General features: G+C 70.4%; 16 protein-coding genes. 6 read left to right on the top strand and 10 right to left on the bottom strand.

Annotation, left to right across the window (positions count from 1 at the left end):
* Nucleotides 1-13: 13 nt before the first annotated feature.
* The 4 genes from ACTOWY_RS38905 to ACTOWY_RS38890 are packed head-to-tail and all read right to left on the bottom strand — an operon-like array spanning nt 14 to nt 5,271.
* Nucleotides 14-1,219 carry a cytochrome P450 gene (locus ACTOWY_RS38905; protein WP_441314603.1) on the bottom strand — a complete coding sequence of 402 codons (1,206 nt, stop codon included), beginning with the start codon at nt 1,217-1,219 and terminating at the stop codon, nt 14-16.
* A complete protein-coding gene (locus tag ACTOWY_RS38900; protein ID WP_441314602.1) occupies nt 1,216-2,244 on the bottom strand; it encodes a 3-oxoacyl-ACP synthase III family protein in 1,029 nt (342 codons plus the stop codon). Before ACTOWY_RS38900 ends, ACTOWY_RS38905 begins: the two co-directional genes overlap by 4 nt.
* Nucleotides 2,245-2,247: 3 nt before the next feature.
* Nucleotides 2,248-3,552: a crotonyl-CoA carboxylase/reductase gene (gene ccrA, locus ACTOWY_RS38895; RefSeq protein ID WP_441314601.1), complete on the bottom strand. Its 1,305-nt coding sequence runs from the start codon at nt 3,550-3,552 to the stop codon at nt 2,248-2,250.
* Nucleotides 3,553-3,588: 36 nt separating this feature from the next.
* Nucleotides 3,589-5,271, bottom strand: a complete 1,683-nt coding sequence (locus tag ACTOWY_RS38890) for a 3-hydroxyacyl-CoA dehydrogenase family protein (protein WP_441314600.1) — start codon at nt 5,269-5,271, stop codon at nt 3,589-3,591.
* A gap of 210 nt (nt 5,272-5,481) precedes the next feature.
* On the opposite strand from ACTOWY_RS38890, the gene ACTOWY_RS38885 reads away from it, so the two are divergent.
* The 4 genes from ACTOWY_RS38885 to ACTOWY_RS38870 are packed head-to-tail and all read left to right on the top strand — an operon-like array spanning nt 5,482 to nt 8,808.
* Complete coding sequence (locus ACTOWY_RS38885; protein ID WP_441314599.1) at nt 5,482-6,348, top strand: 3-hydroxyacyl-CoA dehydrogenase family protein; 867 nt, start codon at nt 5,482-5,484, stop codon at nt 6,346-6,348.
* A complete protein-coding gene (locus ACTOWY_RS38880; RefSeq protein WP_441314598.1) occupies nt 6,345-6,620 on the top strand; it encodes an acyl carrier protein in 276 nt (91 codons plus the stop codon). The genes ACTOWY_RS38885 and ACTOWY_RS38880 overlap by 4 nt, the downstream gene beginning before the upstream one ends.
* On the top strand, nt 6,613-7,722 hold the full coding sequence (locus ACTOWY_RS38875) for an acyl-CoA dehydrogenase family protein (protein WP_441314597.1): 1,110 nt from the start codon (nt 6,613-6,615) through the stop codon (nt 7,720-7,722). Before ACTOWY_RS38880 ends, ACTOWY_RS38875 begins: the two co-directional genes overlap by 8 nt.
* Before the next feature lie 9 nt (nt 7,723-7,731).
* Nucleotides 7,732-8,808, top strand: a complete 1,077-nt coding sequence (locus ACTOWY_RS38870) for an HAD-IIIC family phosphatase (RefSeq protein WP_441314596.1) — start codon at nt 7,732-7,734, stop codon at nt 8,806-8,808.
* A 73-nt stretch (nt 8,809-8,881) separates the two neighbouring features.
* On the opposite strand, the gene ACTOWY_RS38865 is transcribed toward ACTOWY_RS38870, so the two are convergent.
* On the bottom strand, nt 8,882-9,547 hold the full coding sequence (locus tag ACTOWY_RS38865) for an O-methyltransferase (RefSeq protein WP_441314595.1): 666 nt from the start codon (nt 9,545-9,547) through the stop codon (nt 8,882-8,884).
* Nucleotides 9,548-9,692: 145 nt separating this feature from the next.
* Between ACTOWY_RS38865 and ACTOWY_RS38860 the strand changes: the two genes are divergently transcribed.
* On the top strand, nt 9,693-10,247 hold the full coding sequence (locus ACTOWY_RS38860) for a dihydrofolate reductase family protein (RefSeq protein WP_441314594.1): 555 nt from the start codon (nt 9,693-9,695) through the stop codon (nt 10,245-10,247).
* On the opposite strand, the gene secA2 is transcribed toward ACTOWY_RS38860, so the two are convergent.
* From secA2 to ACTOWY_RS38845, 3 genes are all read right to left on the bottom strand, one after another.
* On the bottom strand, nt 10,225-12,483 hold the full coding sequence (secA2, locus tag ACTOWY_RS38855) for an accessory Sec system translocase SecA2 (protein ID WP_441314593.1): 2,259 nt from the start codon (nt 12,481-12,483) through the stop codon (nt 10,225-10,227). The genes ACTOWY_RS38860 and secA2 overlap by 23 nt on opposite strands.
* Nucleotides 12,484-12,514: 31 nt before the next feature.
* The gene (locus tag ACTOWY_RS38850) at nt 12,515-12,943 is read right to left on the bottom strand and encodes an HIT family protein (RefSeq protein ID WP_441314592.1); all 429 of its coding nucleotides are present in this window, start codon (nt 12,941-12,943) and stop codon (nt 12,515-12,517) included.
* A gap of 153 nt (nt 12,944-13,096) precedes the next feature.
* Nucleotides 13,097-14,275, bottom strand: a complete 1,179-nt coding sequence (locus ACTOWY_RS38845) for an AAA family ATPase (RefSeq protein ID WP_441314591.1) — start codon at nt 14,273-14,275, stop codon at nt 13,097-13,099.
* An 81-nt stretch (nt 14,276-14,356) separates the two neighbouring features.
* Between ACTOWY_RS38845 and ACTOWY_RS38840 the strand changes: the two genes are divergently transcribed.
* Nucleotides 14,357-16,219, top strand: a complete 1,863-nt coding sequence (locus ACTOWY_RS38840) for a Na+/H+ antiporter (RefSeq protein ID WP_441314590.1) — start codon at nt 14,357-14,359, stop codon at nt 16,217-16,219.
* A gap of 96 nt (nt 16,220-16,315) precedes the next feature.
* Here the strand turns inward: ACTOWY_RS38840 and ACTOWY_RS38835 are convergent, their stop codons facing one another.
* The gene (locus ACTOWY_RS38835; protein WP_441314589.1) at nt 16,316-16,612 is read right to left on the bottom strand and encodes a hypothetical protein; all 297 of its coding nucleotides are present in this window, start codon (nt 16,610-16,612) and stop codon (nt 16,316-16,318) included.
* Between the two features lie 21 nt (nt 16,613-16,633).
* Entirely contained in the window at nt 16,634-17,437 is an 804-nt protein-coding gene (locus ACTOWY_RS38830) for a hypothetical protein (RefSeq protein ID WP_441314588.1), read from the bottom strand.
* Between the last annotated feature and the right edge of the window lie 250 nt (nt 17,438-17,687).

Here is a 17,687-nt window from a genome sequence, read left to right as displayed (position 1 = left end):
GATTCTCCTTGTGCTACCAGGTGATGGGCAGGCGAACCGCGCCGTAGACGCCCGCGCCCGGTCGCAGTTCGATCTCCTCGGCCGGCACGGCCAGCCGCAGGTCGGGGAAGTGGCTCAGCAGGGTCGAGTAGGCGATGCGCAGCTCGATCCGGGCCAGCTGGTGGCCCAGGCACTGGTGGATGCCGTGGCCGAGTGCGAGGTGCCCGCCCGCGTCGGTCCTGGTGATGTCCAGCCGGTCCGGGTCGGCGAAGCGAGCCGGGTCCCGGTTGGCCGCGGGCAGGTGGATCAGCGCGGTCTCCCCCGCCTTCATCAGCACCCCGTCGATCTCCACGTCCTCCAGCGGCGCGCGTTCGGTACCGACCTGGAGCACGGTGAGGTAGCGCAGCAGCTCCTCCACCGCACCGTCCACAAGGGACGGATCAGCGCGCAGCGCGGCCAGCTGGTCGGGCTGGGTGAGCAGGGTGTAGGTGCCCAGCGCGATCATGTTCGAGCTGGTCTCGTACCCGGCGATGAGCAGCGCGATGGCCGCCCCGGTCAGTTCCGGGTCGGTCAGGTCGCCCGCGGCGACCAGGTCGCTGAGCAGGTCGCCGGCCGGTTCGCTCTTGCGCCGGTGCACCAGTCCGGCCACGTAGCCCCAGGTGCGGCCGACCGCGGCCATCGCCTCCTCGTGGCCGTTCTCCATGTCCATCAACTTGGAGATGTCGGCCTGGAAGGTTTCCCGGTCGCCGTAAGGAATCCCGAGCAGCTCGCAGATCACCAGCGACGGGATCGGCAGCGCGTACCCGCTGACCAGATCGGCAGGCGGGCCCTGCGCGAGCATGGCCTTGGCGTGTTCCTCGGCGATCTCGGTGACGCGCTCGGTGAGCTGGTTCATCCGGCGGGCGGTGAACTGGCCTGCCAGCTGCTTGCGGAAGCGGGTGTGCTCGGGCGCGTCCATCTTGTTGAACATGCCCGGCGGCACATCGGCCGGGTTGAAGTTGGCCGCCCGGTCCCCGGCCACCGGCGCGTGCACGTACTCCAGCCGGGAGCTGAACCGCGGATCGGCCAGGATCGCCCGCGCCTGGGCGTGGCCGGTGACGATCCAGCCCTCGTGCCCGTCCGGGTAGGTGAACCGGGCGATCGGCGCCTGCGCGCGCAGCCTGCTGATCACCTCGGGCGGATCCAGCGGGGTGTCCCTGGCGGTGGGCAATCCGTTGCCCAGGTGGATGGTCTCGGTCATCTGATCTCCTTGGGATCGCTGGTCTCGGCAACGCCGATCGGGGGCGCGCTCCAGCGCAACAGGCCCGCGCCGAGGTTCATGCCGCTGCCGAAACCGGCCAGCAGCACCAGATCGCCCACGGCGAAGGCGCCGCGCCGCCAGGCGTCCTCCAGGGTCACCGGCATCGAACCGCTGCCGAGGTTGCCGTAGCGGTCCAGGGTCAGGTGGGTCTGCCCGGTGAAGCCGACCTGCCGCACCAGCTCCTCGATCACCACGCCATTGGCCTGGTGCGGCACAAAATGGTCGATGGTGGCCGGGTCGACGCCCGCCTGGTCGAGCACCCTGGCGACCAGGCCGGGGACCTCGCCGAGCACGAACTGGGCCACCGCCTTGCCGTCCATCCGCACGAAGTGCTTGCGGCCGATCAGGGTGGCCGGGGTGGCTGGCAGCCTGCTGCCGCCTGCGTCGATACCCAGGATGGACGCCGCCTCGCCGTGGCTGCGCAGTTCGATGTCCTGCAACCCGAGACCGTCGGGCACCGCGCCGATGAGAGCCGCGCCCGCGCCGTCGCCGAACAGGGCCACCGTGCCGCGGTGGTTGGGGTCGATGAACCGGGAGTAGATGTCCGCGCCGATCACCAGCACCAGCTCGTCCGGGTTGCCGCGCACCAGATTGCGGGCCAGCGCCACACCGTGCAGGAACCCATTGCAGGAGGCGTTGAGGTCGAAGGCCGCGGTGTTACGCGCGCCGATCGCGTCCTGCACCAGGCTGGAGGTCGGCGGCAACGGGGCGTCCGGGGTGGAGGTGGCCATGATCAGGTGGGTCACCCGGTCCGCGGCCACCCCGGCACGTTCCAGGGCCTGTTCGGCGGCGCGGATGGACAGGTCCGAGACCGCCTCGTCCGGGGCCGCGTAGCGCCGGGTGCGCACGCCGGTGCGCTGGACGAACCAGTCCGGGGTGACGCCGAACCGATCCGCGATGTCCTCGTTGCGGATCTCGTCCTTGGGCACGCAGGCGCCCATCGAGAGAATGCCGGCCGCGGTCACGGCTCAGCCCTCCAGCGGCCGCAGCCGCGCCTCGCCGATGCGTGCCCTGGCCGCCGGATCGGTGATCCCCTGCCCTGGTTCCGTTGCCTGGCAGAGCACGCCGACCTTGCCGATGTGCTGGTTGCGCTGCACCAGCCGGGCCGCCTCGCCGACCTCGCCGAGCGGGTAGACCCCGCTGAGCACCGGCACCACCTGGCCCAGTTCGGCCAGCCGGTTGGCCTCCCACTGCTCCTGCAGGTTCGCGCCGTGGCTGCCGATGACCCGATTGAGCTTCATCCACAGGTAGCGGTTGTCGTACTGGTGCTGGTACCCGGTGCTGGAGCCGCAGGTGACCACCACGCCACCGCGGCGCACCACGAACACCGAGGTGCCGAAGGTGGCCTGGCCGACGTAGTCGAAGGCGATGTGCGGGTCCTCGCCGGTGTGCTTGCGGATCAACCCGCCCAGTCGCTTGCCCGCGGCCAGCACCGCGGCCGGGTCGTGCCCGTCGCCCTCGCCGAGACCGATCTCCGTCCGGTCGATCACCACATCGGCGCCGAGCTTGCGCACCACCTCGGCCTTGCGCGCCGAGCCGACCACCGCGACCGCGATGCCACCACCGTTCTTGACCATCTGTACCGCGTGCACGCCAAGGCCGCCCGCCGCGCCCCACACCAGCACCACATCGCCCTGCTTCATCCGGGCGCCGCGCTCGCTGACCAGCATCCGGTAGGCGGTGCTGTTGCACAGCGGCATGCTCGCGGCCTCCTCCCAGGACAGGTGCCCCGGCTTGGGGATCAGCTGAGAGGCCCGGACCACCGCGTACTCGGCCAGTCCGCCGAAGTTGGTCTCGAAGCCCCACACCCGCTGCTGCCCGCTGATCATCGCGTCGGCGTGCGTGACCGGGTCCTGGTCGTCGGCCTGGACCGGGCTGATCAGCACGTGGTTGCCGCGCTGCCAGCGCCGCACCCCGTCACCCACTTTGACGATCACGCCCGCGCCGTCGGAACCGACCACCTGGTAGGGCTGGTCGTGCCTGCTCTCCCAGCGGCCCTGTTTGGCGTACTTCTGCAGGAACCCGAAGGTGGAGACGGGCTCGAAGGTCGCCGACCACAGGGTGTTGTAGTTGATGGCGCTGGCCATCATGGCCACCAGCACCTCATCCGGCGCCAGTTCGGGCATCGGCACCTGGCCGACCCGCAGCGAGCGGCGCACGTCCTTGTCCGGCTGGCCGGCGAACATGCCGACGTCCTCGGCGCGCAGATGGGCCGCGGTGTAGTGCTCCGGGATGTCCTGCTCGGGCAGGTCCTCGGTGTGGACGGAGGTCATGCTGTTGTCCCCCAAGCTGTTTCGAATCGGGTGCGGTCAGGCGGACTCGTGCGGATAGAAGCCCCGGCCGGTCTTGCGGCCGAGGTGACCGGCCGCGACCAGCTGGCGCAGCGGTTCGGCGGGGGTCAGGCCGGGGTCGCGGAAGACCTCGTGCAGCCGGATCACGGTGGCCAGGCAGACATCCAGGCCGATCATGTCCTGCAACTGGAACGGGCCCAGCGGGAAACCGTGTGCACCGGCCATGACCCGGTCGACGTCGGCGATGGCCAGGTGCTGCCGGTGTGCCAGCGCGACCGCGTCGTTGAGGTAGGGCAACAACAATCGGTTCACCACGAACCCGGCCCGGTCCCCGCAGCACACCGGGCGCTTGCCCAGCGCGGTGGCCAGGCTGATCCCGGTGGCCACCGCATCGGGCGCGCTGAGATTGGTGTGCACCACCTCGACCAGGCGCATCACCGGCGCCGGGTTGAAGAAGTGCAGGCCGATCACGTCCTGCGGGCGGCTGGTGGCGGCGGCGCAGTCGGTCACCGACAGGCTGGAGGTGATGGTGGCCAGCACCGCGCCGGGCCGGGCCACCCGGTCCAGTTCGGCGAAGACGGCCTGTTTGACCGCGAGGTCCTCGGCGACCGCCTCGACCACCAGATCGCAGTCGGCCAGCGCGTCCATCTCGGTGCCGCAGACCAGCCTGTCCATGATGGCGGAGAGCTGTTCCGCGGTGAGCTTTCCCTTGCGCACCCGGCGGTCCAGCGAGCGTTCCACGGCCGCGGTGACCTGTTTGGCACGCAGGTCGGTGCGGGCGATGAGCACGGTGTCATACCCCGCGGCCGCGCTCACCTCGGCCACGCCGGTGGCCATCGTGCCCGAGCCGACCACACCGATCCGCCGCACCGGGCGAGCCCGCGCGGCGAGCGGCGGCGGGGCGTCGTCCACTGTGGACTCGTAGTTGTGGAAGCCGCTGCCGGACTTGCGGCCCAGCCTGCCCTGCGCCACCAGGCGGTCCAGGATCGGGGCCGGCAGGTAGGACCGGTCGCCGGTGCGCTCGGCCAGCGCGCGCAGACCGGCCGCGGCCACGTCCAGGCCCATCCGGTCCAGCTGGGCCATCGGGCCGATTTTCAGGCCACAGCCCAGGGTCATCGCCACGTCGACGTCGGCGGGGCTGGCGTAGCCCTCCTCGCACAGCGCGGCCGAGCGGTTGAGGTAGCGCAGCAGCAGCGAACTGCCGATGAAGCCGGGGTGATCGCTGACCAGCACCGGGGTCCGGCCGAGCGAGGTGATCAGCGCGCGCATGGCCTGGCGCACGGATTCCTCGGTGACCGGGGTGCACACCAGTTCCAGCACCTCGGCCCCGGGTTGCAGGCCGACGGTGCGGGTCAGCCGCCCGCTCTCCAGGGCCAGCTCGGTGACCGAGAACCCGGCGGTGGTGGTGGCGAAGACGGTGTCCGGGCCGCAGAGTTCGTTGACCCGCCGCAACATCGCGAGTTTCAGCTCGGCCTGCTCGGGCAACGCCTCGATCACCAGGTCCGGCGGCGGCGCGCCGGCCGGCTCGACGGTGAGGCCGAGGTTCCCGTCCACGGCCGGCATCCGCTCCACCGCGTGGGCCAGTGCGACCGGGTCGGCCTCGATGCCGATCACCTGGTGCCCGTGCTGGGCGAACAGGGCGGCCAGCTCGGCGCCGACCGTGCCCAGGCCGAGCACCCAGACGGTGCGAAACGCGGTCATGGCAGGGGTCCTCTCCGTGCCGGATGTCAAGCGGGTCGGGCAGAGCGTGGCCGCCGGAGACCCGAGCGGGACAGGTCGCCGATTCGACGTTTGACCCACGTTCGCCGGATGCGCGGCGCAGCGTGGGGACAACGTCGCGCCAACGTCGTGTTGCCGCGCGGGGTCGGCACGCGAGGTTGTGCGCACCCGGACCGCACGGAGGAACCCGCTTTGGCCACAACCACATCCGCCACCCGGCTCACCGTGCTCGGGGCAGGCACTATGGGCGCGGGCATCAGCGCGCTGGCGATCGGGCACGGCGTCCCGGTCACCCTGGTCGACGTCTCGGCGACGGTGCTCGACCGGGCCAGGGCGAGCATCGGGCACCAGCTGCGGCTGGCCCGGCTGATGGACGCGCTGCCAACCGGACGCGCCACCGCCGAACTGCGCACCAGCCTGACCCTGGACTCGACGGCCGATGCCGGGGTGGTCATCGAGGCGATCACCGAGGACCCCGCGGTCAAGGCCAAGGTGCTCACCGAGGTCTCCGCGCTGACCCGGCCCGGCACCCCGTTGGTGTCCAACACCTCCGGCATCCCGATCGACGAGCTGGCCGGTGCGGCGCTGCGGCCGGGCGAGCTGGTCGGCACCCACTTCATGAACCCGCCGTACCTGATCGGCATGGCCGAGGTGGTGCGCGGCCCACGCACCGCACCCGAGGTGCTGGCCAAGGTGCAGACGCTGCTGTCGGTGCTGGGCAGGCGCACGGTCGTGGTCGGGGACTCCCCCGGCTTCGTCACCAGCCGCCTGTTGCACCCGATGATCAACGACGCGGCCCGGATCGTCGGCGCGGGCACTGCCTCGGCCGAGGACGTGGACACGCTGATGCAGGGCTGCCTCGGTCATCCGACCGGTCCGCTGCGCACCGCGGACCTGATCGGCCTGGACAACCTCGCCGACGCGCTCACCGTGCTGGCCGAGCGCACCGGCAACCCGGGCTACCAGCCCTGCGAGACCCTGCTCGCGCACGTGCGCGCGGGACGACTGGGCCGCAAGAGCGGCCAGGGATTCTACGACTACGGAGAGGCGCAGCCGTGAGCACCGAGCAGACCGCGGAGATCGTCGCGGCGGAACTGACCGCGCACCTGGCGGCCACCCTGAAGACCACGGTGGCCCCCGACCACGACCTGTTCGCCTCCGGGCTGGTCTCCTCCATGTTCGCCATGCAGCTGGTGGTGCACCTGGAGGGGACCTACGGGGTGGCCATCGTCGGCGGCGACCTGAAGCTGGACAACTTCCGCACGGTGGACCGGATGACCGGCCTGGTGCTGCGGTTGCGGCAGGCCGAGCCGGTGAGCGACCGTGCCTGAGCAACTGGCCGCGGAATGCGCCAGGGTGGCCGGGCTGGTCGGGGACGAGGCCGAGGCCTGGGACCTGGCCGGGGAACTGCCGGAGAAGGTCCTGGACGAACTGGGCGCCAGGGGCCTGCTCTGCGCGCAAGTGCCCGCCGGCTACGGCGGACTGGGTTTCTCCAGCCGGGACAACGGTGAGCTGACCGCGTTCACCGGCAGCCTGTGCAGTTCGCTGCGCAGTGTGATGACCTCCCAGGGCATGGCCGCCTGGACCGTCCAGCGACTCGGCGATGCCGCGCAACGACGGCACTTCCTGCCCCGGCTGACCGCGGGCGCCCGCGCGGCGGTCGGCTTCAGCGAGCCTGGCGCGGGCAGTGATCTGTCCACAATGGACACCGAGATCCGGCTGGACGGGGACTCGGTGGTGCTGGACGGGCAGAAGGTGTGGATGACCGCGGCCGCCTACGCCGACCTGCTGGTGATCGTCGGCCGCTTCGGGGAGGACGGGGCCGTGGTCGTGGTGCCCCGCTCGGCGCCTGGCGTCACGGTGGAGCTGGTGGCCGATCCGCTGGGCTGTCGCGCGGCCGGACACGCCGATGTGCGCCTGGACCAGGTCCGGCTGCCCGCCGACCATCTGCTCGGCGGCGGCGGGCAACCGTTGTCGCTACTGGTGACCACCGCGCTGGCCTACGGCCGGATGTCGGTGGCCTGGGGCTGCGCCGGGATCGTGCGGGCCTGCCGGGACGCCGCGGTGCGGCACGCCCGCACCCGGGTCCAGTTCGGCGTGCCGCTGGCCGAGCACCAGCTGGTGGCCCGGCACCTGGCCGAACTCCTGGTGGCCGAGCAGATCGCGACCAGGGCGTGTGAGCACGCCAGCGACTGCTGGGACCGCGGCTCGCCGGAACAGGTGGTCGCCACCGTGCTGGCCAAGCACGTCAGCGCGGCCAGGGCGGCCGAGGCCGCCGCCACCGCGGTGCAGGTGCTGGCCTCGGCCGGGGCCAGGGACGGGCACGTGGTCGCGCGCGCGCACCGCGACGCGAAGCTGATGGAGCTGATCGAGGGCAGCACCGAGATCTGCCAGTTGATCCTGGCCGGCCACGCGCTGGCCACGGTGTCATGAGGAGGACCGATGTCGACGGTGAAGTGCCTGGTGTGGGACCTGGACAACACACTCTGGAACGGCACCCTGCTGGAGGGCGACGACGTCGGAGTCTCCGAGGAACTCCGCACCGTGATCAAGACCCTGGACGCCCGCGGCATCCTGCAGTCGGTGGCCAGCAAGAACGACCACGACCTGGCCTGGGCCAAACTCGAGGAGCTGGGCCTGGCCGGGTACTTCCTGCTGCCACGGATCGGCTGGCAGGCCAAATCGGTGTCGGTGCGCGAGATCGCCGACCGGCTGCGCTTCGCCCACGACACCATCGCCTTCATCGACGACCAGCCCACCGAACGCGCCGAGGTCAACCACCACCTGCCCACGGTGCGCTGTTACCCGGCCGAGGCCGCGACGGGGCTGGCCGAGCTGCCCGAGTTCACCCCGGCCACGATCACCGCGGACTCCCGTCGCCGCCGCGAGATGTACGACGCGGGCTTCAAACGGGAGGCGGGGCAGGCCGAGTTCGCCGGCTCAGACCAGGACTTCCTGCGCTCGCTGGAGCTGCGGATGGACATCGGCCGGGCGGACGCGGCCGAGCTGGCCAGGGTGGAGGAGCTGACCCTGCGCACCAGCCAGATGAACGCCACCGGCGTGCACTACTCCGATGAGACCCTGCGCGGGCTGATCGCCGATCCGCGGCACGAGGTGCTCACCGCCACCCTGACCGACCGGTTCGGCCCGCACGGCGCGATCGGGGTGTTGTTGCTGCGCACCGGTCCGGCGGCCTGGCACCTCAAGTTGCTGGCCACCTCCTGCCGGGTGGTCTCCTTCGGCGCGGGCGCGGTGATCCTGAACTGGCTGGCCGACCAGGCCGCGCGCAACGGGGTGCACCTGGTGGCCGATTTCCGGCGCACCGAACGCAACCGGATGATGGAGATCGCCTATCGGTTCGCCGGTTTCACCACCGACCCGTGCGTTTGTCTGTCCACAGTGGAACCGTCCACACTGGACGGTTTGCAACGCCTGCACCTGGTGCCTGCCCGGCAGCCCGCCCCGGCCACCATGCGACTGCGGGCGCCGGAGCTGGCCGGCCGTGTCGGCACCGCCTGAACCCCGGCCGCTGGTCGCCGGGACCAGGTCGCCGGCGGCCGCCTCCCATCGCGGCGCCGGCGACCTGCCTGGTTCAGTCCCGTTTGCGGGCCAGGGTCAGCCCGTCGGCCACCGGCAGCAGCGAGATGTCCACCCGCTCGTCGTCCCGGAGCAACTCGTTCAGCTCCCGGATGGCCACGGTGTCCGGGTCCTGCGCCGCGGGGTCGAGCACCCGGCCGAAGAACAGCGTGTTGTCCACCAGGATCAGCCCGCCGGGCCGGACCAGCGCCAGCGCCGCCTCGTAGTAGCGCACGTAGCTGGCCTTGTCGGCGTCGATGAACACCAGGTCCACCGTGCCCGGACCGCGTTCGGCGAGCAGTCCGGCCAGCGTGTCCACCGCCGGGCCCACCCGCAGCTCGATCCGGTCGTCGACCCCGGCCCGCCGCCAGTACGCCGCGCCGAAGTTCGGCCACCGGTCGGTGATGTCCAGGGTCACCACCCGCCCGCCCGGCGGCAGCGCCCTGGCCAGGCACAGCGTGCTGTAGCCGGTGAAGGTGCCGATCTCCAGCACCTCCCGCGCGCCGGTCAGCCGGGCCAGCAGGCCGAGCAGCTGGCCCTCCTCCGCGAGCACCTGCATAGCCCCGCCCCCAGGCAGGGCCGAGGTCTCCTCGCGCAGTTCCCGCAGGATGTCATCCTCCCGCGAAGAGACCGCGCGGACGTATTCCAGAATTTCGGTTGAAGCCTCGATCTGTGTCGCCAACGGAATTCCCCCAATCACGTATTGTCTATTTCGCATGCCCTCTGAGCTGCGACAATGCATCCCCAGAATAAAAGTTATGGTAGCACCGATTAGTTTTGCCCGCGATCACAGTCATAACTGGTGAGGACAACTATCAGGAGGACTTATGCGGAAGCTGTATCTGTCGATCATGATGACGCTGGACGGCTTCGCGGCCGGGCCGGACGGTCAGCTGGACTGGATCATGGTGGACGATCCGGAGATGGCCGAGTTGATGGCCGAGCAGTTGCGCGGGATCGACGCGATGATCTTCGGGCACACCGCGTACCGGGACCTGGCCGAGTATTGGATGGACGGGCCGACCGGGAAGCCGGTGGACCGGGAGCACACCCGGCTGATGAACTCGATCACCAAGCTGGTGCTCTCCCGCGGCGATCCCGAGCTGCACTGGACGCCCGCGCGGCGGATCGGCGCGGACCTGGCGGCTGAGATCGGGGAGCTGAAAGCCGGGTCGGGCAAGGATATCGCGGTCTTCGCGGGAGCGGAGACCGCACGCGAGCTGGCGTCCTTTGTGGACGAATACCGGCTGCTGGTCTACCCGGTGCTGCTGGGGGCGGGGCGGCCGGTGTTCCGGCCGGCCCCGGAGGCGCTGGAGTTCCTGGGCAGCCGGGAGTTCAGCGCGTCCGGGGTGGTGCAGCTCAGGTATCGGCCGGTGCGCTGACCTTCCCGCCGGAGCGACGGCGCACCAGCTTGGCGATGCCGTCGATGGTGCGGCTCAGCCCGGAGCCGCTGGGGTTGTCCTGCACCATGTAGGTCCAGGTGGAGGTGGGGCGGATGATCCCGGCGGCTGGCAGGTCGGCGCCCTCGGCGGTGATCGGCAGCGCGTCGAAGGTCTCCACGGTGCGCGCGGTCAGTTCGGCCGGGAGTTCCTGGCGGAAGGCCGGGATGGCCACCCGGTGGAACTCGTCGAGGGGGTTCTCCCTGGCCAGCGCGCGCAGGTGGATGGTCTCGCGGAGTTCGGCGAGCAGCGCGAGGTGGTCGGCCCAGCAGCGGTCCATGTGGTGCAGGGTGACCCGGCGGGCCGCCTCGGTCAGCACGTCCTCCGGGATGTCCGCGGCACGCAGTTCCTTGAGCCGCTCGGCGCAGGGCTCTTCCAGGTCCTTGAGCGCCCGGTCGGTGCGCAGCACCTCGTCGCGGTCCTTGGCCAGCTGGTCGCGCTGGTGTTCCAGGAGCTGGTTGTAGCGCCAGGTGTTGCTGTGCGTGGTGAGCATCTCCGCGTCGGCCACCCGCTGCAGGTGGTCGATCATCCTGGGGTTGCGCACCGGGCCGTAGCGCAGCACCAGCTCGTCGGTGAGGCTGACGAAGAACACCGAGCGACCCGGGTCGCCCTGCCTGCCGGCGCGGCCGCGGAGCTGGTCGTCCAGGCGGCGGCTGAGCTGGCGGCCGGTGCCGATGACGTAGAGGCCGCCGGTCTCCCGGACTCGTTCGGCGTCGTGCTGGTCCGCGCCGCCCAGGCGGATGTCGGTGCCGCGCCCCGCCATCTGGGTGGACACGGTGACCGTGCCGTAGGTGCCTGCCTCGGCGATGATCGCGGCTTCCTTGGCGTCGTTCTTGGCGTTGAGCACGGTGCACTCCACGCCCGCCGCGCGCAGCCGTTCGGCCAGCCGCTCGGATTCGGCCACGTCCAGGGTGCCGAGCAGGATCGGCTGGCCGGTGGCGTGCACTTCGAGCACGTGCTCGACGATCGCGGTCTCCTTCTCCTCGACGGTGTCGAAGAGGCGATCCGGCTCGTCCACCCGCACGAACGGCCGGTGCGGCGGGATCTTGGCGACTTCCAGGTTGTAGAAGGTCTGGAGCTGTTCGGCGGCGACCACGGCGGTGCCGGTCATGCCGCAGACGGTCTTGTACCGGCGGATCAGGCCCTGCACGGTCATGGTGTCCAGCACCTCGCCGGACTCACTCGGCGCCAGGCCCTCCTTGGCCTCCACCGCGGCCTGCAGGCCGTCCGGCCAGCGCTGCAGGTTGGCCACCCGGCCGCGGGACTCGTTGATCAGGTGCACCTGGCCGTCCTTGACCAGGTAGTGCACGTCCTTGATCAGCAGCACTCGGGCGTGCAGCGCCAGGTTGACCAGGGTCAGCGTGCTCGAGATGTGCTCCTCGGAGTAGAGGTCGATCTCCAGGGAGGCCTCGACCACGGCCGCGCCGACATCGGTGAGCGCGACGTTGCGACCCTCCTGGTCGCCGGTGAAGTCCACCCCGGGTCGCAGCGTGCGGACCAGTTCGGTGATCGAGCGCGACGGCGCGACGCCCTCGGCGGCGCCGGCCAGCACCAGCGGCACCCTGGCCTCGTCGACGAGCACCGAGTCGGCCTCGTCCACGATCGCGACATCGTTCTCCGGCGCGACCAGGGCTGCCACCGAGGTGGCCAGCCGGTCGCGCAACAGGTCGAACCCGATCTCACTGACCGGCGCGTAGGTGACCTGGGCGGCGTAGGCCTCCCGGCGCTCGGCCTTGGTGGACACCGATCCGACCCAGCCCGCGGTGACGCCGAAGAGCGCGTAGAGCGGCGCCATCCACTCGGCGTCGCGGCGGGCCAGGTAGTCGTTGACCGAGACCACGTGCACGGTGCGGCCGCGCAGCGCGAAGGCGGCCGCGGCGATGGCCCCGGACAGGGTCTTGCCCTCACCGGTGGCCATCTCCACCACGTCCCCGGCCAGCAGCCGGGCCGCGCCGAGCAGTTGTTCGTCGAAGGGCCGCTCACCCAGGGCGCGGTCGGCGGCCTCGCGGGCGAGCGCCAGGAACTTCAACAGGTCGTCGACGTGCTCGGCGGCGGCCGCGGTCAGCTCGGCGTCGGTGAACCCGGCCGCCCACTCCGCGTGCGCGCCCGAGGCCGTGACCAGCTTGGCCGACCGGGTCCGCGCCCGCTCGGCCTTCCCACGCAGCAGCTTCCAGAACATCCGCCGCACCGGGTTCCCCCTGTCCGCCCGCCTAGTCGGCGGGCACGTGTTCCTCGTGACCCAGCTCGCGCAGGGCCACCCGCAGCCGGTGCAGAGCGTCGTCCAACTTCGCGCCGTCCGGTTCCATCTCTACCCGCGTGAAGTCGAAGTCGTCCATGTCCCACACCGGCGACACATGCACGTGCAGGTGCGGCACCTCGAACCCGGCCACGATCAGCCCGGCCCGCGGCGCCGCCCACGCACGCTGCACACCCTGCCCGATGACCTGTGCGATTGCCATACAGCGACCGAGCAGTTCCGGCTCGGCCTGGGTCCACTGGTCGATCTCGGCATGCGGCACGACGAGCGTGTGCCCCGGCCGCAACGGCGCGATGCTCAGAAACGCGGAGACCCCGGCCTCGCGCCACACGAACCGCCCAGGCAGCTCACCGGCGATGATCCGGGAGAACAAAGTCGACATGCCCCCATTCTGTCCACCACCCACCCCCACCTCGCCAGACACCCCCGCCCCACCCCTCTTCCGGCGAGTTGGCCCAACTGGTACGCCGGTTTTGCCCAAACGGGCGTACGAGTTGGCCCAACTGGTACGAACGCCCGACCGCTGGTGACCGGGCTACCGCTTGGGCCAGTGCCAGGACGGCTGGTCCAGGCGGCCCTGTCCCTCGATCGTGGTCTCCCCCAGGTCCTTGACCAGCCGCACCGCACCGAGGTCGGTGCCCATCTCCGCCGCGCCCGCCTCGATCGCGGCGATCAGCGGGCGGGCGTGCGAGACCACCACGACCTGGGTGTTCTTCGCCGCGGTGACGATCAGCCGGGCCAGCGAGGGCAGCAGATCGGGGTGCAGGCTGGTCTCGGGCTCGTTGAGCACGAACAGCTCCGGGATGCGCGGGCTGAGCAGCGCGGCCACCCACAGCAGGTAGCGCAGGGTGCCGTCGGACAGCTCGGCCGCGCGCAACGGCCGCAACAACCCGTGCTGGCGCAGGGACAGCTCGAACCGCCCGTCCGCATGCCCAACCGTCACCTGGGAACCGGGGAAGGCGTCCTCGATGGCCAGATCCAGCGCGTCGGTGTCGCCGATCTCGGTGATCGTCTGCACCGCGGCGGCCAGGTCCGCGCCGTCCTGGCTGAGCACCGGGGTGCGGGTGCCCAGGCGGGCCTGCCGGGCGGGGGCGTCGGCGTCGGTGCGGAAGTGGTCGTAGAAGCGCCAGGACCGGATCCGCTCGCGCAGCACCATCACCTCCGGCGCCACCCGCGGATCGGTGAACTCGCTGAGCAGGCTGTCATACGGCCGGATCCGGAAGGTGTCCTCGCCCCAGGCCCCGCTCGCCCCGCGCAGCAGCACCGCGCCGTTGCGCCGCTCGGCGAACAGCCCGTTCTGCTTGTACACCGGCCCGCGCCACACCGCCTCGCCCTTGATCTCCGGGTCCAGCGCGAACGCGGTCTCCCCCGGCTGCGGCAGGCCCAGATCCAGCGAGTATCCGAAGTCGTCCCCGGCGAAGCCCAGCCGCAACCCGACCGGCTCCCTGCGCACCGTGCCCTGCACCGCGTACCGGCCCTCGCGCACACCCCGGCCGATCACCGCGGGTCCCGCCCACAACGTGGACTGCAACCCGCCCTCCCTGGCCAGCGCGGTGACCGCGCCGTTGCGGGCGGCGTCGGCGAGCAGCCGTAACGCCCGGTACAGGCTGGACTTGCCACTGCCGTTGGCGCCGGTGACCAGGTTGAGCTGGCGCAACGGCAGCACCAGGTGACGCAGGGAGCGGTAGTTCTCGATCGCGAGCGTTCGGAGCACGTACGCAAACCTAGCCACGCCCACCGACAAAAGCCGTGGCTCATGCGGTGACCAGGCCAGTCGTGCGGGATGCTGTGCGCCATGGAGATCGCGCTGGAGATCATCGGGCTGGTCGTCGCGGTGCTCGCGGTGACCTTCCTGGCGAAGGTGCTGAACCTGTCGGCGCCACTGTGCCTGATCGTGGTCGGCGTCGCGGTGTCCTTCATCCCCGGGGTGCCCGACTACGCGCTCAACCCGGACGTGGTGCTCATCGGCCTGCTGCCGCCGCTGCTCTACGCCACCGCGATCCGCACCTCGCTGATCGACTTCCGGGCCAACCGGGGCCCGATCGGGTTGCTCTCGGTCGGCCTGGTCGTGTTCACCACGCTCGGCGTCGGCGCGGTCGCCTGGCTCGCCATCCCCGGCGTGCCCCTGGCCGCCGCCTTCGCCCTCGGCGCGGTGGTCGCCCCACCCGACGCGGTGGCCGCGACCGCGGTGGCCCGGCGGGTCGGCCTGCCGCGCACGATCGTGCGGGTGCTGGAGGGCGAGAGCCTGGTCAACGACGCGGCCGCGCTGGTCGCGCTGCGCACCGCGATCGCGGCCATGGCGGGGGCGGTCACCTTCTGGCAGGTCGGCGGCAACTTCCTGCTCGCCGCAGGCGCCGGGGTGCTGCTCGGCCTGATCGTCGGCTACGTGGCCGGATTCCTGCGCACCCGGCTGCAGGACCCGGTGTTCGACACCGGCGTGTCCCTGGTCGTGCCCTACGCCGCCTACGTCGCGGCCGAGGCCGTGCACGGCTCCGGGGTGCTCGCCGTGGTGATCGCCGGCCTGATGCTGGGCCACCGGGAACCCCGGATGCTCAACGGCGCGGCCCGCATCGCCAGCACGGTCAACTGGCAGACCATCCAGTTCCTGCTGGAAAACGTCGTCTTCCTGCTCATCGGCCTGCAACTGCGCCGCATCCTCACCGAGGTCGCCGAAACCGACCTGTCCCTGGGCACCCTGGTCCTGGCCTGCGGCCTGGTACTGGCCGCCACGATCCTCACCCGGATCCTGTGGATGGTCGGCATCACGTTGCTGCGCAAGGCTTTCGGCCGCAAGTCCTGGCGCTGGCGGTACTCGGCGGTGACCGCCTGGGCCGGCATGCGCGGCGTGGTGACCCTGGCCGCGGTGTTCGTCCTGCCCGAGAACACCCCCCAACGCCCGGTGCTGGTGCTCGCCGCGTTCGTGGTGGTGGCCGGAACCCTGCTGCTGCAAGGCGGTTCCCTGCCCTGGCTGGTGCGCAAACTCAAACTCCCCGCCCCCGACCCAGCCCAGGACGCCCTGCAGGAAGCGGTCCTGCTCCAGGCCATGACCACCGCGGCACTGGAGCGCCTGGAAAAGGAAACCCGCCCCGAGGACACCCCCGAAGTCCTGGAGCGCCTGCGCACCCGCCTGAACAACCGGGTCAACGCCGCCTGGGAAACCCTCGGCCGCCCCGACGACGACCTGGAAACCCCCAGCTTCGCCTACCGCAGACTCCGCCGCGCCATGCTGGAGTCCGAAATGGACACTCTGCTGGACGCACGCGACCGCAAGGCAGCGGACGACATCGTGCTGCGCCGGGTGCTGGACATGCTCGCCATCGAGGAATCCATGCTGGACCGCTCCACGCAGCTGGTCACCGACCCCGGCACCGGCTGGCTCAAGGCCCCCAGCAGCACGCTGGTCTGCAAACACCTCAAGTCCGCCCCGTACCACGTCCCCCCTGGCAGCGAGGAAGGCTGCGAGGACTGCCTGGCCGAAGGCACCACCAACTGGGTCCACCTCCGCCTCTGCCTGACCTGCGGCCACGTCGCCTGCTGCGACTCCAGCCCCAGCCAGCACGCCACCGCCCACTTCCGCGACAGCCAGCACCCCGTGATGCGCAGCTTCGAGCCCGGCGAAAAATGGCGCTGGTGCTTCATCCACGCCACAGTCGGCTAACCCAACCCAACCCACCCCGAGTGTTGGCCGAACTCGTACGGCACGTTGGCCGTTACGGACGGCCCGCGGCCAGCGTGGCGTACGCGAACGCCCGGCTCAACCGTGGTGACGCCGCCGGGAAACCACCGCCAACCCGCCCATGACTATCGCGAGCAGCAAACCGGCCAGACACAGCGCGAAAAGGCCCAGACCAACGGCTACAGACCAGGCCGCACCGACCAATGCCGCACTCGCCATGCTCAGGAAGCAGAACATACCGACACCCGGCCACAGAACAGCCTTCGTGCGGGCAGGCGTCCTGGGCAATGTTCGGGCCAATGATCGCGATTGCGCGATTGTCGCAGCGATGGCCAGCAGCTCGAACATGACCGCCATCCAACCGATCTCACTCACGAGCGAAACCTGGCATCACACTCATTTCCAGAATCTATTGATACACTCGGTGATCACGTACGCCGGAACTCCGGTGGCGACCGTGATACATCCGGCGCAAACCCACGGCGCTGCCGCCGATGTGACACCCCCGGAGATGATGGCAGCACAGATGGTCCCACAGCCGACAACCGCCGCGATGAGCGCGATCCAACCAATGGTGAATCCGGCGGCAGCCAGACATGATTGGAAATCGTCCACGCCACCATAGAGTACGACCTGTCCACCCATGTCTCCGGACACGGCGTGTTCGAACTTGGACAACTCCCGTGCGATCTTCTCGCCAGACACCACAACCACGGTGCGGTTGGTCTTGACGTCGACCTGGCCGTGTCCTGCGCGCAACTCCTGTTCCGAAGTGGACGCCACCATGGACTTCTCGACAATGACCGCGCCGCTGCCCAGTTCCACGACCACGCCGCCACTATTGATCCGACTGTTGCCGTCTTGAGGGAAGCCGACCTGAACGGCCGACTTCCCACCATTCCGGACAAGGGACAGCGTCGAGGAGCCAATCAGCTGTTCAGGGGACTCCTGGCGGACAACGGCAAGCTCCGCCACCGTCCGTGTCTTGGCCGCGACCTTCCTGGCGAAGGTGGCCTGTTCGACATTCGGAGTGGACACGCCTTGCCCGCCGGGAACGAGTCCGCCCTGACAAGTCTTGAGATTACCCGCTCGCTGGGCCCCGCCTGGCGGGGTCGCAGCGGAGGCCGGCTGGCCACTTACCGCGATGGCGGCAGCCAAACCGACCACCAGCGCACCCACCCGCTTGTATTTGAAATCCATTTATTTCCCCCCTGGCGACATGACAAGGGGGACGCTAACCAACTGACTCAGGCGTTTGTCAGGTAAGCGTGTGTTCTAACATGGACGCCGAGTACCCACAACGGCCAACACTGTGTACGACAAGGTGGTTTCTAGCGGTTGTTGCGTCACGGTGGGCTAGCGATGCTGGGCCAGGAGCGTATGCATGCGCTGGGCTGGGTTGTCCCAGCCCAGTGTCATGCGTGGTCTGCGGTTGAGTCGTTGCGCGATC

Source organism: Crossiella sp. CA198, from assembly GCF_052078295.1.
Classification (GTDB): Bacteria; Actinomycetota; Actinomycetes; order Mycobacteriales; family Pseudonocardiaceae; genus Crossiella.
The sequence above is the reverse complement of the archived record's forward strand: the minus strand, read 5'-3'. Positions and strand labels throughout refer to the sequence as shown.